The organism is Bacillus sp. V33-4 (assembly GCF_002860225.1).
GTDB classification, from domain to species: domain Bacteria; phylum Bacillota; class Bacilli; order Bacillales; family Cytobacillaceae; genus Bacillus_BJ; species Bacillus_BJ canaveralius.
In genome coordinates this window covers 17,212-35,643 of record NZ_PGVC01000019.1, presented here as the reverse complement: position 1 = coordinate 35,643, position 18,432 = coordinate 17,212, and the positions used below count along the sequence as shown (strand labels likewise).

Annotated in this window: 25 protein-coding genes and 1 pseudogene; 12 read left to right on the top strand and 14 right to left on the bottom strand. The window is 40.8% G+C overall.

What is annotated here, in order from left to right; all coding sequences use genetic code 11:
- Positions 1–28 precede the first annotated feature (28 nt).
- Positions 29–1,252 carry a right-handed parallel beta-helix repeat-containing protein gene (locus tag CVD23_RS07560; RefSeq protein WP_101665636.1) on the bottom strand — a complete coding sequence of 408 codons (1,224 nt, stop codon included), beginning with the start codon at positions 1,250–1,252 and terminating at the stop codon, positions 29–31.
- Between the two features lie 286 nt (positions 1,253–1,538).
- On the opposite strand from CVD23_RS07560, the pseudogene CVD23_RS22380 reads away from it, so the two are divergent.
- The 5 genes and pseudogenes from CVD23_RS22380 to CVD23_RS07545 form a co-directional block, all read left to right on the top strand.
- Positions 1,539–1,691, top strand: a pseudogene (locus CVD23_RS22380) (hypothetical protein); the annotation flags it as partial.
- A 135-nt stretch (positions 1,692–1,826) separates the two neighbouring features.
- Positions 1,827–2,204, top strand: coding sequence for a VOC family protein (locus CVD23_RS07555; protein WP_101665635.1), 378 nt, complete (start codon positions 1,827–1,829; stop codon positions 2,202–2,204).
- A gap of 320 nt (positions 2,205–2,524) precedes the next feature.
- Entirely contained in the window at positions 2,525–2,680 is a 156-nt protein-coding gene (locus CVD23_RS21890; RefSeq protein ID WP_180955592.1) for a hypothetical protein, read from the top strand.
- A 110-nt stretch (positions 2,681–2,790) separates the two neighbouring features.
- On the top strand, positions 2,791–3,717 hold the full coding sequence (locus CVD23_RS07550; RefSeq protein WP_101665634.1) for a manganese-dependent inorganic pyrophosphatase: 927 nt from the start codon (positions 2,791–2,793) through the stop codon (positions 3,715–3,717).
- Positions 3,718–4,804: 1,087 nt separating this feature from the next.
- Positions 4,805–5,029, top strand: coding sequence for a hypothetical protein (locus CVD23_RS07545; protein WP_101665633.1), 225 nt, complete (start codon positions 4,805–4,807; stop codon positions 5,027–5,029).
- A gap of 30 nt (positions 5,030–5,059) precedes the next feature.
- Here the strand turns inward: CVD23_RS07545 and CVD23_RS07540 are convergent, their stop codons facing one another.
- Positions 5,060–5,350: a hypothetical protein gene (locus CVD23_RS07540; RefSeq protein ID WP_101578848.1), complete on the bottom strand. Its 291-nt coding sequence runs from the start codon at positions 5,348–5,350 to the stop codon at positions 5,060–5,062.
- Between the two features lie 144 nt (positions 5,351–5,494).
- Positions 5,495–6,832, bottom strand: a complete 1,338-nt coding sequence (locus CVD23_RS07535) for a S8 family serine peptidase (RefSeq protein WP_101665632.1) — start codon at positions 6,830–6,832, stop codon at positions 5,495–5,497.
- 201 nt (positions 6,833–7,033) lie between these two features.
- Between CVD23_RS07535 and CVD23_RS07530 the strand changes: the two genes are divergently transcribed.
- Positions 7,034–7,495, top strand: a complete 462-nt coding sequence (locus CVD23_RS07530) for a hypothetical protein (RefSeq protein ID WP_101578846.1) — start codon at positions 7,034–7,036, stop codon at positions 7,493–7,495.
- A 352-nt stretch (positions 7,496–7,847) separates the two neighbouring features.
- Here CVD23_RS07530 and CVD23_RS07525 read toward each other — a convergent pair whose 3' ends face one another.
- The 4 genes from CVD23_RS07525 to CVD23_RS07510 all read right to left on the bottom strand — a co-directional run bounded on the left by CVD23_RS07525 (position 7,848) and on the right by CVD23_RS07510 (position 10,996).
- Entirely contained in the window at positions 7,848–8,420 is a 573-nt protein-coding gene (locus CVD23_RS07525; protein ID WP_101665631.1) for a permease, read from the bottom strand.
- A 117-nt stretch (positions 8,421–8,537) separates the two neighbouring features.
- The gene (locus CVD23_RS07520) at positions 8,538–9,122 is read right to left on the bottom strand and encodes a TetR/AcrR family transcriptional regulator (RefSeq protein WP_101665630.1); all 585 of its coding nucleotides are present in this window, start codon (positions 9,120–9,122) and stop codon (positions 8,538–8,540) included.
- Position 9,123: 1 nt separating this feature from the next.
- Complete coding sequence (locus CVD23_RS07515) at positions 9,124–9,855, bottom strand: MBL fold metallo-hydrolase (RefSeq protein WP_101665671.1); 732 nt, start codon at positions 9,853–9,855, stop codon at positions 9,124–9,126.
- A 220-nt stretch (positions 9,856–10,075) separates the two neighbouring features.
- Positions 10,076–10,996 carry a phosphatidylinositol-specific phospholipase C/glycerophosphodiester phosphodiesterase family protein gene (locus tag CVD23_RS07510; RefSeq protein ID WP_219619919.1) on the bottom strand — a complete coding sequence of 307 codons (921 nt, stop codon included), beginning with the start codon at positions 10,994–10,996 and terminating at the stop codon, positions 10,076–10,078.
- A 464-nt stretch (positions 10,997–11,460) separates the two neighbouring features.
- On the opposite strand from CVD23_RS07510, the gene CVD23_RS07505 reads away from it, so the two are divergent.
- On the top strand, positions 11,461–12,663 hold the full coding sequence (locus tag CVD23_RS07505; protein WP_101578907.1) for an MFS transporter: 1,203 nt from the start codon (positions 11,461–11,463) through the stop codon (positions 12,661–12,663).
- Positions 12,664–12,722: 59 nt separating this feature from the next.
- Here CVD23_RS07505 and CVD23_RS07500 read toward each other — a convergent pair whose 3' ends face one another.
- From CVD23_RS07500 to CVD23_RS07485, 4 genes are all read right to left on the bottom strand, one after another.
- On the bottom strand, positions 12,723–13,028 hold the full coding sequence (locus tag CVD23_RS07500; protein WP_101578843.1) for a spore coat protein: 306 nt from the start codon (positions 13,026–13,028) through the stop codon (positions 12,723–12,725).
- Positions 13,025–13,219: a hypothetical protein gene (locus CVD23_RS22375; protein WP_101578906.1), complete on the bottom strand. Its 195-nt coding sequence runs from the start codon at positions 13,217–13,219 to the stop codon at positions 13,025–13,027. Before CVD23_RS22375 ends, CVD23_RS07500 begins: the two co-directional genes overlap by 4 nt.
- Positions 13,220–13,300: 81 nt before the next feature.
- A complete protein-coding gene (locus CVD23_RS07490; protein ID WP_101665629.1) occupies positions 13,301–13,582 on the bottom strand; it encodes a spore coat protein in 282 nt (93 codons plus the stop codon).
- A gap of 17 nt (positions 13,583–13,599) precedes the next feature.
- Entirely contained in the window at positions 13,600–13,788 is a 189-nt protein-coding gene (locus tag CVD23_RS07485; RefSeq protein WP_101665628.1) for a hypothetical protein, read from the bottom strand.
- 252 nt (positions 13,789–14,040) lie between these two features.
- Here CVD23_RS07485 and CVD23_RS07480 point away from each other — a divergent pair, with 252 nt between their 5' ends.
- Entirely contained in the window at positions 14,041–14,220 is a 180-nt protein-coding gene (locus CVD23_RS07480) for a hypothetical protein (RefSeq protein ID WP_101578840.1), read from the top strand.
- Between the two features lie 62 nt (positions 14,221–14,282).
- Here CVD23_RS07480 and CVD23_RS21885 read toward each other — a convergent pair whose 3' ends face one another.
- From CVD23_RS21885 to CVD23_RS07470, 3 genes are all read right to left on the bottom strand, one after another.
- Positions 14,283–14,459, bottom strand: a complete 177-nt coding sequence (locus CVD23_RS21885) for a hypothetical protein (protein WP_180955591.1) — start codon at positions 14,457–14,459, stop codon at positions 14,283–14,285.
- A gap of 137 nt (positions 14,460–14,596) precedes the next feature.
- Positions 14,597–15,280 carry a DUF421 domain-containing protein gene (locus CVD23_RS07475; RefSeq protein ID WP_101665627.1) on the bottom strand — a complete coding sequence of 228 codons (684 nt, stop codon included), beginning with the start codon at positions 15,278–15,280 and terminating at the stop codon, positions 14,597–14,599.
- Positions 15,281–15,369: 89 nt separating this feature from the next.
- A complete protein-coding gene (locus CVD23_RS07470; protein ID WP_101578839.1) occupies positions 15,370–15,948 on the bottom strand; it encodes a hypothetical protein in 579 nt (192 codons plus the stop codon).
- 487 nt (positions 15,949–16,435) lie between these two features.
- Here CVD23_RS07470 and CVD23_RS07465 point away from each other — a divergent pair, with 487 nt between their 5' ends.
- From CVD23_RS07465 to CVD23_RS07450, 4 genes are all read left to right on the top strand, one after another.
- A complete protein-coding gene (locus CVD23_RS07465) occupies positions 16,436–16,804 on the top strand; it encodes a sulfurtransferase (RefSeq protein WP_257988117.1) in 369 nt (122 codons plus the stop codon).
- A gap of 3 nt (positions 16,805–16,807) precedes the next feature.
- On the top strand, positions 16,808–17,068 hold the full coding sequence (locus CVD23_RS07460) for a metal-sensitive transcriptional regulator (protein WP_101578837.1): 261 nt from the start codon (positions 16,808–16,810) through the stop codon (positions 17,066–17,068).
- Between the two features lie 139 nt (positions 17,069–17,207).
- Entirely contained in the window at positions 17,208–17,687 is a 480-nt protein-coding gene (locus CVD23_RS07455) for a DsrE/DsrF/DrsH-like family protein (RefSeq protein WP_101665626.1), read from the top strand.
- 148 nt (positions 17,688–17,835) lie between these two features.
- Positions 17,836–18,408, top strand: a complete 573-nt coding sequence (locus CVD23_RS07450) for a sulfurtransferase TusA family protein (protein ID WP_257988115.1) — start codon at positions 17,836–17,838, stop codon at positions 18,406–18,408.
- Positions 18,409–18,432: the final 24 nt, after the last annotated feature.

Here is an 18,432-nt window from a genome sequence, read left to right as displayed (position 1 = left end):
ATATAGAAATGCAATTTGCATTAGTGCTTTAGTGCTGGCAGCTCTTACAGCTATTTTTTTTGCGCTTAGGACAGTCAGGTTTGTTCCTGAATTGGCCCATGCAAACGGCCAGTTGTTGTCTGACAAGCGCGAGTGTCTGCTGTAAAGAAATAAATGCCTGCTGTAAAGCAGCAAACGCTTGTTGAGTAGCAGTCAAAGCCTGCTGTGTAGCCGCAAGTTGCTGCAGGCAAGCTAAATCTGCAGAGCATGGGTTGGGTGGCGCTTGTAAGAAAGGTGTAATTTCAGCTACATTGTCCGGATCATTTACCTCATCTCCTGTTCCTCCAGGATTGGCGGGACTTGTAGGCCCGGTCGGACTACCCCACCAGTTATTCGTTGCATCCAGCCTTCTGCCCGATACATCGTCGTACGCGCCCGGTTGAATATTCAGACCTGCGCCCGCATTATTCTGTATATTATTATTTTTTGCGCGAATATTCGTGTTGGTACCAAATCCTACATCGAAAACGTTTATCCCGCTCGAGCCGCTATTCTGGACGATATTGTTGTAAACATCGGTCAGGTTCGTTCCACCCCCAAAGAAAATCCCGGATTCAGTAGAGTTGGTGATTGTATTACACGCTACTTCCACATTCGTCGTTCCAAATAAACTTAATGAGTTATCAGTAAGCAGTTCATTTCGCGTTATTACTAAATCTGAGGCGTTTATAAAAGTGATAGAAGAAGTTTGATGGGGACCGGCAAAGCGATTGCTTTCTATCAAAACATTTGAGGCTCCAGTATCAGAATAGATACCGGTCCCCGTGGAAGCTCCTGGGCGATTATTATTAAAGATTACATTTTGCCTTATTTGTGTTTCTGTTGCTCCATTGGAACCAATAAACATGCCAATAACATTATCCTGACTGATATTATTCAGTACCCAATAACCTGATGCAGCACTGGATGTAGCCACACCGGCTGTCAGGGTATTGCCCTGTACTGTAAAACCATCAAAAACAGCATTGTCAGCAGTCAACTGAACCGTTCCGCCCGAAGCGGTTGAACCAGTGATAATTGACTCTGTTCCCGGTGCACCCGTGCGTGTTCTGGCATCAACACCAGCTTGGGCACCCAATAATTGAATCGTTTTATTAATATTAATAGTTTCGGTGTACGTACCTGGCAATACACGAATGGTGTCAAAGGGGTTCGCCGCATTGATGGCTGCTTGTATCGACTGGCCAGGCGCGACAATAATTTGTTGTGCCATAAGATTTCCACCTCCTTTTTATAACACATTGTATTCAGCTTATCCAAAAACGTAACGGTTGGTGCCTGTACATGAGTATCATTTTTACATTGCATTATATATAAATGTAGCTATGGGAAAAAACGATGTTCAATTGGAGGTGTTAATACTTTAGAATAGGGGAAACAACATATACTTCAAAGCCAAACAAATAAAGACGCCTAGTCAGACTTAGGGCGTCAAAATAATTTACTATAAAATTCGAGTTATCCTCCATACAGTCGGCTGTAGAAGAAAGTAATTACAAAGATGGGGTACACGTTCTGGAGGAAGAAAGTTGATTGATGAGAGAAATGCCTCTATTAAAAATTCGTTTAAAAATGGCCGGTCGATTGATCAATTAGCCGAGGAATATTTCCTTTCAATAGAAACGATCAAAAAAATTGTTTATTCAAAATAATTGAAAAGCTAACAATTGAACACTCCGCATTGGGCTAAAAAAATCATTAAGACAAATCTATAATCATAAAATAATTGAGAAGGGATATCGGAAATTAAATCGAATTTAACCACATAAAAAGGGGAGGTGATTATAATGAACATTCTCTTTAGAGTGGAGTTATATGTAAAAGATATTGAAAAATCATTGGATTTCTATCAAAACTTAATCGGGTTAGAGCTTTACGGCAGAAGTGAAAGAAGTGGGCGTTTTAATTACGATTGTTTCTCTTTATTGCTTACCACTGATGCTGTGTTAGGAGAAAATCACTATTTTAATAACCGGGCGAAAAGTGTTGTAAAAGGGAATGATTTTGAGTTAATTATTGTCGTAGATAGTTTGGAAGAAGTATTTAGACGTTGTCGCGAACAAAATTATCAGATTGAGGAGGAAATCGAAAAATACCCTTGGGACATGAGAGGATTTAAAATAGCAGATCCTGATGGTTATTTCCTAAGAATTACTTCTGAGTAAATAAATTTCTTCACGCAACTGTAAGCTATGACTGTACTGCATGACCGAGACCATAATGTACGTATTACCCATCTTTGTGCCAAACCCGGCTGCGTTTTCTTCAAAGAAATAAGTGCTTATTAATAACGAGTGACGATACTTCATAGGGAGTATCGTTTTTGCAATCATGTGGGTAGTTTCATTTTTACAGAACATTTGGTGAGGTTAATCTTTTTCTTTTGCAACGCGATCATTGTGGTTCATATGTTATAAGTTGTGTTGATTCATTTAGACCAAGAATGGATTATAATACAATTATTGACGATTAGGTGGTGGGTATTATGAACGAATATAAAGTGGTTGTAAAGGATAGAAATGCGACTGTCCTTGAAGTAATCATAACAGCTGAGGATGAGAGAGATGTGTTGGGAAACCTCTTGCTTAGAAGTGAGTTATTTAACCAGTCATTCACGGATATACGAATATTGGAACGCTAAACTCAAATAATGCAATATTTAATATCCGTTCTTTGGTTTTCACTATGATTTTCAATCAGGATAATTTACAATTCTATTTAGGAAATCGAAAAGTAAAGGAGAATTTTATCATGGAAAAGATTCTAATCTTTGGTCATAAAAATCCGGATACAGACACAATTTGTTCTGCGATTGCATATGCCCATTTAAAAAATAAGCTTGGTGTAAATGCTGAAGCTGTTCGCTTAGGTGATATTAGTGGCGAAACCAACTTTGCTCTTGAAAAATTTAACGCTGAATCACCACGCCTGGTTGATAACGTGTCCAGTGAAGCAAAAGAAGTTATTTTAGTCGACCACAACGAGCGCCAACAAAGTGCAGACGATATTGATCAAGTGCGCGTATTAGAAGTAATTGATCATCACCGCATTGCTAATTTTGAAACAGCAGATCCTTTGTACTATCGCGCTGAGCCAGTCGGCTGCACAACCACTATTTTAAATAAGCTTTACAAAGAAAACGGAGTAGAAGTAGAAGCGAACATTGCCGGCCTTATGTTGTCCGCTATTATCTCTGATTCATTGCTATTCAAATCTCCAACATGCACCGATCAGGACGTTTCTGCAGCTCGTGAACTAGCAGAGATTGCTGGTGTTAATATTGAAGAGTATGGTTTGGCAATGTTGAAGGCTGGAGCAGATTTAAGTGATAAAACAGCGAGCCAACTCATCTCTCTTGATGCCAAAGTATTTAATATGGGTGAAAGCAAAGTCGAAATTGCGCAGGTAAATGCAATTGATGTGGATGATGTTCTTGCCCGGAAAACTGAAATTGAAGAACTAATGTCTAAAACCATTGAAGAAAAAGGCTTGGATTTATTCCTATTAGTGGTTACAGACATTTTAAAAAGTGATTCAACAGCAATCGCATTGGGTTCTGCAGCTGCAAAAGTGGAAGAAGCTTTTGACGTAACATTAGAAAGCAATACGGCTCTTTTAAAAGGAGTTGTCTCACGCAAGAAACAAGTTGTTCCTGTGTTAACAAACCTGTTTGCATAAAGTAATAAAAAGGCAGTCTCGGTGTTGAAGAGACTGCCCTTTTTGTTGTTATGTTGCTAGTCTGAATAGTCTTTTTCTCAGTGTTCTTCCATAACTCTCCAAGCAGATATAGACTAAAAATAACGTACTTCCTATATTAGAACCGAAATAAGTAGTCCTTAACACGACGGGTGATATAACTAATAATATAACCTCCAATAAAATGCAAGAGTTCTTTTCGCTTTTATCATCGTATTATTTTCCCCAAGTTGACTGAATACGAAGAAATCCCCTATTGCTCTAGCTGGAATAGGGGATTGTCTATTGGAAAAACTTTTTCATTGCTTATGTTGGATTAATAACTGTTCCTGTTAAACTTATCTCGGGATTTCTCTCAACCTCGTCACCCGGACTATTGATGGTTGCATCATTCTCTTGATTCCATTGGTTACGTTTCTTTTTCAAGAAAACCATCTCCTTTGGTTTAGAATGAGCGTACATTTATTCTATACCCGTGATTATGGGGGTATAAACATAAAGTGGGCAAAAAATAAATAAGCTCATTCATCAAAAGATAGCTAAAAACCCTCTTAAATACGCAAGATCCACGAAAATTTTGTATTTTTGTTCAAAAACCTCACTTTTTTGATCAATTTGGAAGCGAAATATAATCAGTTATGGCGTATAGCTGTTATAAAACTCTGAAAATTTACATTTTAATCCATATATATACATAATTATACTGATCAGCAGGTCTATGCAGAGTATTTAAGCGAAAACTCAGAGGAATTAAGCGAAAAGTGGCATGATTTAAGCGAAAAAATTAATAATTGCGCGAAAATCAGTTTCATTTAAGCGATACCACTATATGGAATATATCCTATTTAAAAAAACCTCCTCAAAGCCAGCGCGGCGATACTCACATCGATAACCTAACTGACAAGACGGAATCCTTTATACGGAGGCTTTCATCGAGTTAGTAGAAAACCGCCGGTCCGGTTTTAGAATCTTTCAACATGAGAGGGAGGACCATTCCATTTTCTATTCACCAAAATCCAGACAAATAAGATGCGATTAACCGGACACAATAGGAGTGGAGGTGAACACGATGAGCAATGGCAATGATGAGCTCTTAAAAAACGCGAGGAACATGGATAGAGATGTCGAATACAGTAAAACTCCTAATGCGAGACGGGATCGGGACGCAACTAATACCGCGATACAAAAGCAATGGACCCCGCAGGTCTCGGCGGTGCAGATACTCGAGGAAGATAAAACAGGGAATCCGATTGGGATTCCCTGTTATTATAAATCATTTCACAGTTTTAGCTAAAAGAGGCCAGACGACTGATGTTTTTTGTGGTTACACCGGGTCGTTGTCCGGGTTCGTGTAGGACTCAATGGCCTGGTCCAGCGCCACAAATGCTTCTCCGAAAGCTGCAGTTGAAGAGATGTCTCCGGCGTGTTCCAGCTGTTCCCTGGCGTTCCTTGCATGGGTGACTGAGCGGATCACATCTTCAATCATCGTGCCTCTGTCGCCATATTGCTGTCTAGCTTCTTCGAGCTGCCTGATAGAATCGTCTAAGCTTGCTGAGCCAGGATGGGCAAATGTGTTCTCCAGATCGTCTCTAACTTGTTGTAAAACTTCCTTCATTGGTTCTCCTCGCTTCCTAAGATTTATTCAACAAGTATTTTGACCGAGTAAGTGAGTTTCTATTCGGCGAAATAGTGTCTCAATATAGAACAACCCCCCGGATTCACAAAGGTTTCCGAGGGGTTTCGCTTGTGGCATGGACGATTATCGTGCAGCTGCAGCCTTTTCAACCGCCTTATAGGCATTTACATAACCGGCACCAACCTCATGCAGCTGATAGCCCGGCATTGGATCAGCCGTTTGCGTCAACAGGTCGAGGGCCATGTCTGGAGTCAATGATGGCTGCGCTTCCTCCATCAATGCGATCACTCCTGAAATATGAGGAGTCGCCATACTTGTTCCGCTTGATGTCGTGTAATATGGCAAATGCTGCTGATCTATATAATTGATATCTGTCACGGTGCCTAACGCATTCATGACAATGCCTGTCTTTGTCCGGGTGGCGACAATGTCGACTCCAGGAGCAGTGATATCTGGATGAATTACTTGATCACCGGCTATTCCTCTTGAAGAAAAGTCAGCCAATTGTTTGTCTTTTGTGCCGGCGGCGACACTGATAACCCATGGTGCTGCTGAATATGGATTAAGGGTGTTGTCATCCGGGCCTTCATTACCAGCGGCGAAAACAACAGTCATCCCGGCGTCATGCGCTTTTTTTGTCGCGACGTTAATTGGATCATTTGCACTGTATTCACCGGTAGTGCCCCAACTGTTGCTGATGACGTCGATGCCGTACTTTTCTTGGTTTTCAATGGCGTAATCAAATGCTTCCAACGACCAGAGGATATTGAGGACGTCACCGACTCCGAGGCCGACCAGCTTCGCGTCAGGTGCGACTCCTTTGTAAAGACCGTCGCTGGCAGTTCCGCTTCCGGCAATGGTGCCAGCTACGTGAGTTCCATGCCCGGAAGAAGTATCTGTATTGCTGAGATTCTCATTATAAACCGGTTTATTTCCAAACAGGTCACCAACGGCGAATTTTACATTCTGGATAACTTTGTCGCCGAACTTTAAGTCTTGGTGGGTAGCGTCGATTCCACTATCAATGACAGCTACGGTTACCCCTTTTCCAGTGTAACCCAAGTCGTTCCAAACAGCTTCAGCACCGATCAGTGCCCGGCTGTCGCGTAATAAGTATTGCAATGTTTTATTTGCATAGATTGATAGTATACTGTTTTCCGCTGTGTTAATTAGCTTGTTGACTAGACTTGCATTCCCTTTCACAGCGACCATAGGTAAATTGTCAAAAACCTTTGTTTGAAAGCCCAGTGTTTGTAAAAGCTGGAGGTCAGTTAAGGCTGGCATTTTTTTATAAGTGATGATAGCTTCAATGGGTGCAGAGCTTTTAGGATTCTCAAGAAGTTCCTGAAGAGTGGGGTCAATTTCAGTCAATGAGAGTGATGCCTTTGGCTGTGAAAATAAAGACGAGAAGATTAATCCGGTTAGAAGAACACAAATAGCAAGGAAACGAATCTGTTTCATACATTACCTCCATTATAAAAATATTCAGACATATATAAATATCCACTACGAGCAACTTAGAAACCTGATAACTGCAAAAAAACCTTATTTTTCTAAAAAATGATAAAATATTCCTAATACACTTGCTCAGGCAAGAACGAAAATGTTTTAGCAACTTAAATAAATTTAGAACGTCTTATTTATAAAAAGGAGGTGCTTTAAATGAATAAATGGATAGTGTCATTCTTTTTTACTTTAATTACTTTGGCAGGTTGTTCAAACGATGGAATGGTCGGGGACAAACCGCCAAAAGCGATGATTGAAATTGGGACGGAAACTTATGAGACGGCGTTGGGGAGTTATTGCTGGAACGGAAAAGGTAAAAGCATATGCGTTGATACAGCAGGGCCAATTGAACTGTTGAAAGGAAAACAACCTATAAATGTAACTGCTGGTGAAGAAGTGAAATTTGTAATGAATTATAAACCGCAGCCAACGCAAGTCCATGTCACACAGATACATGAGAACGAGGAGACCGAAGTCATTGTTAAAAATAGTCGGTTCCCTGCGCCTGCAGAAAAAGGAATCTATTATTATGCTTATAGTGTTTGGTGGATGGATGAGAAAGAAGCGCACTTATCTCATGGTGATGCCTTTTATGCCTTTGTTTTGCAGGTCAATTAGTGTATAGATAAATAATTCAAACCTTTGATTGAGCTTGGGTTTCTGTATTATTTAAAGTTCTTCAACAGCATGTATTAAGTTTCCCTCGGTCTGTATCCTTTTACCCACGTAAAATATAAAAGTACCCATATCCTCAAATACATTTGAAGAGGATCCGTCATTTTGAGGAAAGATTCAGTTCTATCACAGTTAATAACCTGCTTATAAGCCCTGAGAGACTCATTGAGGCCAGATGCGATTAGTGTTCACTTTTCCTAAGGTTTGCAGCCTTTCTGTAAAGGCTTGTTTTTGCCGATCTCGTTCTGGAAGGTTGGATTGTTGATAATTCCTTTTCACTATTTTTTTCTTATGTTCATGCCGCACCAAGCACATCTGTAACAAGCGACAGGACCAGCAATACACTTAATATCGCTCCAGCCGAAATGGCCCAAACCCTATTTTTTCCTTTCGTACCCGATACGATGGATCGAAAATAGAAAATAATTCCCAATGAGATCAGGATCGATTCGGCAATGATACTGAAGATAGGGAAATTCCATAATCCAAAACCTAACAATGGGAGATTTCCAACATTCCCGGGAAAAATCGGCAAGTCCGGGCGATGTACCAATAAATCAAGGAGCCAATGGCTAAACACGACAGATCCAATCACAAGGCCCCCGCGCCTTCCCAAAAAACGAGCGGCCAAAAGGCCTGAAAATAAGGATATCACCAATGATCCTATTAATGAATGGGAGTATTCAGCCTGAATCATACTTCCGCCGTATCCATTTCCAGCTACGGGGACAATTGTTTCTTCCCCGAACAGGAAAAGGGGCACAAAAATCACATCAAGTAATTGGGTACTGAGCATAAGTGCCCAAAGCGGCACCTCCGGCGACTTCGCTTTAACAGCAACGGCAACTCCAAAATGACCTGCAAACATTTAATTGATCCCCTTTCTTTTAGCAGAACGAATCCTTGCATCCAACCAGCCACAGCCTGCGGTAAAAAGAATTAAAAACACCAAAAAATTCATGTTGGTCCTCTCCCACTCTAATGATTAATGAAGTTTCCCATTCTGTTTCATTGAATGAATACCAGAAATAAAGGTATCAATTAATAAACTGAGGCTAACATCCAGGTCAAGCGGAATTCCAAATCCGCCTCTTTGCTCAAGGGAAGCGAATCCGTGTAAAATACTCCTCAGTCCGCGGACGGCATGAATTGCCGCTTCATCTTCCAGACCGTACGCATTCATTAAACGAACAGCTAGATCAACAATTTTGCTTCCTGCCTGCTGAACCTCCGGATCCCGCGGGTCAGGGGCAAGAAGAGTTGCTTCATACAATCCGGGATGACTGCGGGCAAAAGCTACATATTCTTTGCCAAGCACCCGCACCGCGTCATCTCCTGACCTCCCGATTGCCTCCTGCACCAGCCGGTTGTAAAGCTGCTCCAAACCGTAGATGGCAAGTTTTTTCCTCAATCCGTGCAATCCATCCACATGGTTGTACAATGAGGGTGGGCGAATCTTTAGTTTTTTTGCCAGGGAAGCCAGTGTTACTGCTTCGATTCCCTCTGTATCAGCTATCTGTGTTGCCGCTTGTAAAATGATTTGTAAATCGAGTCCGATTCTTGGGGACATGTCATTTGCTCCTTTTCTGTTGATGGTAATCAAGACTCTGTTCGGTTGCAGCAATTGCACGGTCGATTTCGGCTCCCGGTTGCAACAGCATCTGTCCGTGCCCTACGGCTAATAAGGACGGCCGGTAGCCCTGCAGCTTGCGCGCACTTTCCAGCGCTGCGTGCTTATTCCATGTTGCCATTGCAGGGAATGGGAACAATGGCCGCAGCTGCCCCGATACCGCAATACCGCCCCTTGTTTGAAAGGCATCTCCTGCAATTAAGGCATGATTTCGAGTGTCGAGGAACGCCATTGAACCCGGGGTATGTCCCGGCACGGCTACGGCAAGCAACGAACCGATCTGTTCACCATCATGGAGCAATATATCCGCCCGGGTCCTTAGTTTTTTTGGGACTCCGCCACGGATTGGGGCATTCGGTTCGTTCGGGTCAATCGTCCGGTCTCCGGCCATCAAGCGGGCATCCCGGCTGGAAATATGCACGGGCACATCGGGAAGCTCTATTTTGAGAGCATCAAGTGCACCAACATGGTCTTCATGTGCATGTGTAAGCAAAATTCGAATAATCGGTTTTCCAATTTTATCGGCTGCCTTCAGAATTCCCTTCCCACTGTATGGCAGTGCAGCATCAATTAAAGTCAAACCTTCATCTTCCTCTACCAAAAAACAATTAACGGGAAAAAAAACCGGCAGAAACGTCAATTGGAAAACAGTTTTTTCGCGAGTCATCCGCATCATATACCCTCTCCTATGGATATTTTCAACAAAAACTAACATCATTAGTTTTATAATAACTAACGTTATTAGTTTTTGCAAGCATCATTTTTCATTTTCCGTGATTACGCCTCTATTCTCATCTAAGGTTAGATAATTCTTTCGTAGTGAATAGGTGAAATACACAAAGGCTTCCAGTTAGAATACCGGAAGCCTTGTTTTTAATAGAGACCCTATGGCGTTAATCGTCTCCATGCTCTTCTTTATCACTGTTGTTTTCAAAGGTGATGTGAGGTTCAGACGGTTGTGGATCATGTTTCTTAAGGAACTCCTCAAGACCCGCCAAATCATCAGTATTAAGGAAATCGACCTGAGATTTTAATAGCTCCTTCCAAACAGCCTCACGTGCAGGTGTTGAGAGATCTGGCGTAGCCCAAAAGCGAACTTTCTGCCCGTTCGCGTGTGCTGTTGAAACGATCGAATATAATTTTTCGCGTTCATCGTTTGGCATCTCCCCAACACCCTGCCAAGTAAAATGCTTTGTCCAGTTATCGCTGATCACTGGAATAAATTCACTTGAAGTATCTGAACCAAGGTCGCTCATTCGACCATCATATGCAGCATAGCGGACTTTCTGGTTTTCCATCAAAGCTCGTGGACGATTTCCAGAAATATAAACAGTGATGGCGTCTGGTTTTACTTCTGAAGGGACAAATTTCGTAAGCATACTTTTATAGGCGCGGAGCTGCTCGTCGATAGCACGATAAGTTGCTTCACCCTCTGATTTAATATCGATCCATAGAATAAACTCATGCTTATATTCCTTATAAACCGCTCCATTATTCTGCTTGACTATCGCCTTCAATGGATCAAGATAAAGTGATTTTAATGTGCGACCGGCACGAATTCCTTCCTTATCATGTGCAACAAGAAGTTCCCCGTCAACAAGCCAGACGTCAGCTTCAACGCTGGTAAAACCATGCTGCAGTGCATCAGATAGCGGACGGGTATGCTCGTAATCGTTATGAGCGTGAGCTCTTGCAAGAGGTAAAACACTCTCTGGTTTTTGCGACTGCCTGTTATTCTCCTCAGCAGCGGCAGGAATTACTGAAATAGGGATCATAATAACAGTAAGGATAAAACACACCAGCCATTTTTTCATAGATTATTACCTCCAATTAAAAATTATTTCAACTCAATTCTAAAAGTATAAAAGACAGCATTCAATGTGCTTTCCTCAATTTTTACATACAGCAACAAACACTTAATAAAGTTTGTAAATGTTTAATATTTAGGGGGGATTGGTTAAATAATTGACTAGATGATAAGCATATTCTGCATGTGAAATATTAAACGGAGTAACAAAATAAGTTTATTTAGTAGAGGCTATTGTCCAACAATAATATGACACCAAACTCTTTGTACATATGGCGAGGCTGCTGGCTTATGGGGTGTTGTACGATGTTATTTTTTCGTTGCTCGTGATATTTCTCCGTGCGCAATGAGCAAGCAAATACTCGTCTAATTATAGTTATGCTATGATACTTAGGTTGGAAAAAAGTATGGATCTTAGACATGATGACCACGGGAGAAACTTCGCGGAAGGATTCTTATACTTTGGATAAAATGGGGGAACAGTTTGTGAATCAACGTTTATGGACGAAAAGTTTTATCAGTGTTGCAGCTGCTAATTTTTTCACATTTGCAACATTTTATTATTTACTAGTTACTTTGCCTTTATACGCTTTACAAGACTTACATGGTAAGGAAACGGCAGTTGGTCTTCTTATTGCGATATTTCTGATCGCTGCGATTGTTACTCGCCCGTTTGCTGGAAAATGGATTGGGAAAGCTGGGAAGAGGATTGTCTTTTTAAGTTCACTAATCATTCTATTTGGGTCTTCAGCGTTGTATTTTATTCCGCACTCGATGACAGCATTACTGGTGCTTCGTTTTGTGCATGGCATTGGTTTTGGAATGGCAACAACAGCCGCGGGAGCAATTGTTGCCGACATCATCCCCGATTCCCGAAAGGGGGAAGGCATGGGGTATTATGGTCTAACGCTAAACCTCGCCATGGTGATTGGTCCCTTTCTCGGTTTAACTGTCATGCAATACGCAGGGGCAAATGTGATGTTCACCATTAATTTGCTTGGCTCCCTGTTCGCGCTTATTGCGGGGTTATTCGTAAAACTTCCTGAGAGGTCAGCAACAGATCAACTGATAGAGCGCAACAAGAACAAGGGCTTCAAGAGTTTATTTGAGATTTCGGCGGTGCCAATTGCGCTTGTTTCAGCCTTTTTTGCGCTAGTGTATGCAACCATTATTGCGTTTGTCTCTGTTTATGCGAAGGAAATTGGTTTAGTTGAAGCATCAAGCTATTTCTTCGTTGTCTATGCGGTTGTTCTGCTACTATCAAGACCTTTTACCGGAAAGTGGTTTGATTTATATGGGGGAAATAAGATTATCTATCCGGGGATATTATGCTTTGCGATTGGGACGTATTTATTAAGTATTTCGACGACAGCCTTTATGTTTCTATTGTCAGCGGGGCTCATTGGCCTTGGCTGGGGAACCGTCTTCCCAAGCCTGCAAACCATTGCGATTCAAAATGCACCTGTTAAAAATAGAGGCCTTGCCACGGCGACATTTTTGTCGATATTTGACCTGGGCTTTGGTGTTGGTTCCTTCCTTGTAGGGCTCATCGCTACAAAAATGGAACTAGGCCGTTTATATTTCTATTGCTCAATTCTTGTGAGCTTAGGTATTGGAGTGTATTACGCATTGCATGGAAGATTTTCGTCAATAGCTTTAAGCAGAGAGAGCTAGCCAAAGTATTAGTGAATGACCCACGCATATTGCGTGGGCTTTCACATCCAAAAGAACTTTTATTTGTTTGATTGAGCATTGTTGGTAGCTTTTTGAGCAGCTTGTAAATCGATGCTAAGTTGCTTCGACATATCATTAGGATGGTAATAACCTTTTGAAACCATATAGTCTGTAATTCCCTGGTGTTTATCAATGGAGTCATTTAAATATTGCGTTAACGTTTCCCTTACTTCCGGGGTGGCGGACTCCGTAATTGCTCTTGCCATCATTTTGATTTCCGATTTGGTTGCGAACAACAAATCTGTTGCAATGACTTGCTCATTCATCGCTTCCATCCCGGTCATATTTTTCATGAATTCGTTCAAGACTTTTCACTCCTATTTGTTATAAATTCCTGTAAGCGCTGGATCTGCTCTTTTGATTTTGAAACATCCTTCGATAATAGGTTTTTAAGCTTTTCGTCCTGAACTAAACCAGACATCGTTGACGATTTGGTTAAACATATATTTTTAAACATCAATAACTCATGAAGCTCCAAGCTTTCATGAACTCCCATATATGTGGTCAAAGAAATCTACTCCTTTTGCGGAATGCGCCATTATTATTGTTTCCTGGTCGTAATAAAACATCTGGTTGACTACGATTGTGTCATGTTGATCGCTGCTTGTGATGCACTTATATCGAGTCTTATCTGTTCCTGAACATCATGTGGATGATAGTATCCATGAGATATCATGTAACTGCTGATTTGTTCATGGGTTTGGATTGCTCTCATCAGCTGGTCGCGAAGCGCATTTTTTACCTCAGGCGTAGCAGTTTCTGTGATCGCCTGCGCATATGCTTTAATGCCAGATTTTGCAGTAACCAAAAATTCTGTTGCGACGGCAAGATCTGTCGGTTTGTTCGTTTGTCCACTCATACCTTTTCCCTCCTTCTCTAAGATAGAAAGCCTTGCAACTGCTGAATTTCTGATTTTGATGCAGTTACATCCGCCGCTAAAATTTGCTTTAGCTCGTTATCTTGAGCCATACCACTAAGTGTTGCTGATTTGGTCAAACATGTATTTTTAAATACTAACAACTCATGTAATTCAAGGGTTTCATGAATCCCGAGGTCCTTTGCCATCCGTCTCCCTCCTTTCTGTGCGTAAGCCCCTGTTTATAGTTTGTAGTCACCGAGTTGTTAATGCATACAGTCAAGAAAAACTTTTCGTAAAGCTGTTTTTGTATAAGGCGGATTATTTATGAGCCATCATTTGAACAGCGTTAGTGGTTCAGCTAACATGTGGTATGCGACGTAACAGTGATGTCATTCCCTAATTCTCCCTGTGATTTTATCTGATTTACTCCGCACATTATAGTTAGGAGGTGAGAAACCATGCCGGGTGAAAATGGTGTACTAAGACCCATTGAGGGCAGATCCTTCGAGAGAGATTTAACATTGAACAACGAGGAATTAGACCGTTTCCAAATGGGAATGGATGCGCATGAGTTTTTAAACCATGTAGGTTTGGCCCATGATCTAGTGGCAGTCAACCGTGAAAACTTCCTGCGTTAAATAAGAGCAGCCTTTTGGTTGCTCTTTTATGCTTGTGATAATGATCAAAAATACTCAGTAACTCACTTGTCTCGCATTAATTGATCAAGTTTGTTTTCAATATCCCTAAATTTGCGGTCATAATGTTTGTAAGTGAAGTAACCGATAACTGCTTTACCCGCAAAAAACAAAATGGCAGCTGCCACAATCAGAATATAATTATGTGCTAAGTCACTTATGAATTGATTAATTTGATCCATGTTGTTCCCAGCCTTTTTTCTTTATGTTTCCTCAGTATGATGCCGTTATACTTATGATGGGCACAGCAGCCATGATGAGAACGGAACATCACAAACCGCTGGTTATGAACTAGTGCCATCGACCCTGCAGTTTTCGTTTACAACTTTTTATCAATAAAAATACTTCCGTCAGACTGTAATTCCGCAAAGAAAACTTGTTGAACCGATTGTATTCCACTAGCGATTAATTGATTTCGCAGCCATTCCTCCGTCAAATTTAACTCTGTTAGATTTCGCTTAACGATGCGTCCATCGACAATTAATTCTGTGGGCAAATACAGCCGTGGTTTTATCATGATTTTTGAGTCTTGTCGGGTCACCGGTTCGTGTTCTGCTTTTTTCAAAACACTTAGCTGGCCATTTGGTTCCAGGATTGCATAGTCCACTTCGCTTGTCGAAAAAATATTTTTAACCCGAAGCAGCATAGTTAAATCATCCATATTTAGTTTATTTGACGCCATCGCCTTTTCTAATATTTTCCCTTTTTTTATGATAATGGACGGTTCACCGTCCAAAATGACTCTCGCTATGGAAGATTTTAAGCTTATGTACTCGACTATAATGGTTAAGAGTGCCCAGACAACGAGTCCGGTTACCCCATCGATGACTTTAATATCCCTGTGGACAACCATATCCCCTGCAATATTGCCAAGGGCTATTCCAGTAATGTATGTAAAAAAAGTCATTTGACTTAATTGTTTCTTTCCAAGAATCCGCGTTAGAAAAAGTAAAACGGCAAAACCTAATAGCGTTCGCATCGAAGTCGTATAAATAGATTCCATTACTGATCTCCTTTTTCGATGGCCACCCGAGGGGACATGACTAAAAAGCAGGGTATCGACGAATCCGTGTCCCGGTTTGTTAATACAATCTATTTCCCCTTATTGATTTTTACTTTTGTACGAATACCTGCCAATGCTGCAATAAGAAGTCCTCCAGCGGTATCAGAAACTAAATCCATCATCGTATCTTTATTGCCCCCGCCTTGTAACGTCATTCCGAACAATTGATCGCCGCTAAATTCATAAATTTCCCAGACGACACCTCCGAATACGGAAAAAGACAGGGTGAACAGGAATATAAACCAGGGTGAGATATGCTTACCGGCACTTCTGTGTACCAGCCTTTCATATAATGCAATACCCGTAAAAGCGAGAATAACTCCACTGATAAAATGTAAAAATGTGTCCCACCAGCCCAGTTCGTACCATCCTAAAATCGAACCTAAATATTGAGAGCCAACGAGAAAGAGTAAATAGGAAATGATAATCGGCAGATTGAAATGAAGTTTGGTAAAAAGGCTGAGTAAGAGCGGGATGGCGCCGCAGATAATACCGCCAATCGCGACTATCGATTTATATGACTCACCGGTACTATAATAATAAACAGATAAAGAAGCCATAAACAGGACATAGAGTAAACTAAGCAGCATGACGATTTTTCGATTCATTATTACACCTCGTTTATTAGACTTTTCGTTTAGCCCGCGATGAGCGGAATATTCAAAGGATTATTTTTCATCAACAGAGGCAGAAGCGGCAATGCACTCGCCACAACTCTCCGAGCGCTACCTGCCAGCGGGAGGAATCTCCTTTTATGAGAAAAAAGTGAATAATGAAGCCATAAATATTATGAAAATAACACTAAGGGTAATGATGACTTTTCGGTTCAATGATCACCTCATTTGTTAAGAGTCTTTTTAAAATTATGTCCTAATAGGGCAATTGCTATCATCGTTGTCAATAGAAATCTGTAAGTTGGGAATCGATATGGCTTAAGTCGTTCTGAATGGGACAGTTAAGGGATATATTCTGAATGAACATTGAAAAATTTTTTTGAAAACAATTGTTTTTTTGCAAGCACTAATTTTGACAATATACCTGTTGGGGTATAATATGAGGAATGTGATTCTGTTTGTTCCATAACAAGAGGTGGATATGATGCTTTACGTATTAATAGTGTTACTTTCAATTCTATTTCTGTTTATTTATAGAAGCTATTTTCCGGTATTCGGCGTACCTTGCAAAGATATTAAGGTTGAGCACGGTAACAAGGTGGAGGTAATATTAGATTTAAGGGACTACAATGTTGCTGCAAAAGATCCCGTGAATGGTGCTCTCAATATTCCCGTTGCGTATTTAAATAGATTTTTTCAGGAAGTACCCCGTAGGGAAGTCCATGTGCTCGCTTCCGATAAGCTGGAGAAGAATATTGGAGTGCGAATTTTGCGCAAAAAGGGATTCAAGGTAATCGGGTATGCGCTAGCAGAATGTGGCTGTAACAATAACACGCAAATAGGAGGTTAAAATATGGAGTTTGATAACCAGACTAAAAATAGGGTAAAGCGGATTGAAGGACAGTTAAGGGGTATTTTAAAAATGATGGAAGAAAATAAAGATTGTAAAGATGTCATAACGCAATTATCTGCTACCAGATCGGCAATTGACCGAACAATAGGTGTAATAGTTAGCTCCAATCTAGTAGAATGTGTACGGGAAGCTAATGAAAACGGAGAAAACACTGAGGCATTAGTGAAGGAAGCAGTAAATTTACTTGTGAGGAGCAGATAGAATAAAAAGGGTTGACACCCTCTTTTATTTTTAATAATATAATACCCACTGGGGTATTATTATATCATTGAAAGCGAAAAATTTTTTTCGATCATAACATACCCATAGGGGTAAAACAGAATTTGCGGGAGGAATAAAAATGACTGAAAAGAAAAAGACAACCATTGTACTGTTCAGTGGCGATTACGATAAAACAATGGCTGCTTACATTATTGCAAACGGTGCTGCTGCATATGACCATGAGGTCACGATTTTCCATACGTTTTGGGGATTGAATGCTTTACGTAAAGATGAAGATATTCAGGTGAATAAAGGTTTTATAGAAAAAATGTTTGCAAAAATGATGCCGAGAGGCGCAGATAAGATGGGACTTTCAAAAATGAATTTTGCCGGTTTTGGACCGAAAATGATTAAGGATGTAATCAATAAGCATAATGCCCTTACGCTGCCACAATTAATTGAAATGGCGCAAGAACAAGATGTTAAATTAGTTGCTTGTACAATGACGATGGATTTATTGGGGCTTCAACAAGAAGAACTGTTGGATGATATCGAATATGCAGGTGTAGCCGCATACTTGGGAGATGCTGAGAAAGGTAATGTCAACTTGTTTATTTAAGAAGACAACAAATGTAATAGGTGGAATACGCTGTTTATAATTATCGCACAAGGTGGACGAATTGATGGAAAACATAACCCCAAAAACGGAGTTAAAAAATTTTATGATATTAAATACCGCGGTGGGTATAACGATGCAGGAGGTAACAATGATTAAAGCCGATATGATGTTAGATGCAAAAGGGCTGGCTTGTCCAATGCCTATTGTAAAAACAAAAAAAGCTATCAATCAGCTTGAAGCCGGTCTAGTCCTCGAAGTGCAAGCAACTGACAAAGGCTCGAAGGCGGATCTTAGAGCATGGGCAGAGAGCGCTGGCCATCAGTATTTAGGGACGATTGAAGAAGGAGAAATGTTAAAGCACTACTTACGAAAATCATCAGGTGAAGAGACGTCACACGAAGCAAAACATCCCATTGTCGCCCATAATGAAGAACTTATGAAAAAACTGCAGGCAGACGCGGTGATTGTCGTAGTTGATGTGAGAGAAACGGCTGAATATGCTTTTAATCATATTCCAGAGGCTATTTCCATTCCTTTAGGGGACTTGGAAAGTCGTTTAGATGAGCTAAACAAAGATGATGAAATTTATGTTGTATGCCGGACAGGAAGCCGCAGCGATTTTGCCGCACAAAAACTAACAGAAAAAGGTTTTAAAAAAGTTGTCAATGTTGTACCGGGCATGAGCAAATGGACGGGCAACACAAAGAGCATAAATTTCTGAAGTCCTTAACAAAAATTATACGGG